At 46.1% G+C, this 856-nt stretch carries 1 protein-coding gene; it reads right to left on the bottom strand.

Annotation, left to right across the window (positions count from 1 at the left end; genetic code table 11):
• On the bottom strand, positions 1–856 hold an 856-nt coding region (locus AC0SAP_RS10330), incomplete at both ends, for a tandem-95 repeat protein (protein WP_473384104.1).

Raw genomic sequence — 856 nt, 5'->3', positions numbered from 1 at the left:
CTTCGGCGTATCTTCTTTCGTAACAATCGTCTGATCACGATCATCCACCACCGGCGCATCATTCACCGGCGTGACTGTTACAGGAATCGTAACGGTCACTTCACCGCCATTACCATCAGATACGACGACCGTGAATTCATCATCACCGTTGTAATTTGTGTTCGGCGTATAAGTGTATTCGCCGGTTTCTTCGTTAATTGTGACTGAACCATTCTTCGGCTGATCACCAACTTGATAGGTTAGCTCATCCCCCCCATCAACATCGTGACCGGTGACCTGACCTGATTTTTCCTGATCTTCTTCCGTAATGATCGCTGGTGCTTCAGCAGTTGGCGCATCATTCACCGGTGTGACTGTTACAGGAACCGTCACAGTGACACTGCCACCATTGCCATCAGATACAACCACCGTGAATTTATCCGATCCGTTGTAATCTTTGTTGGGCGTATACGTAAACTCTCCGGTTTTCTCATCAAGTGAGACACTTCCCGAGGTTGGTTTTTGATCAAGTGTATACTTCAAGGTATCGCCATCAACATCCGTAACTCCCGTGATTGCGCCTTTTTTCGGCTCATCTTCTAGGGTGGTAATCGGTTGTTTTTCATCTTTAACTACTGGCGCATCATTTACCGGCGTTACTGTTACAGGAATCGTAACGGTCACTTCACCGCCATTGCCATCAGATACCACCACTGTGAATTCATCATCACCGTTGTAATCTTTTTTCGGCGTATAAGTGTATTCGCCGGTTTTTTCATCAATCGTCACCGTACCATTTTTCGGTTGTTCAGAAACCACATAAGTTAACTCATCACCATCTACATCCTTCCCGGTGACTTTTCCTGTTTCTGGTTGA

Source organism: Ignatzschineria sp. PL_is040 (assembly GCF_055813795.1).
Note: the sequence above shows the minus strand (reverse complement) of the source record. Positions and strands in the feature narration are given on the sequence as shown.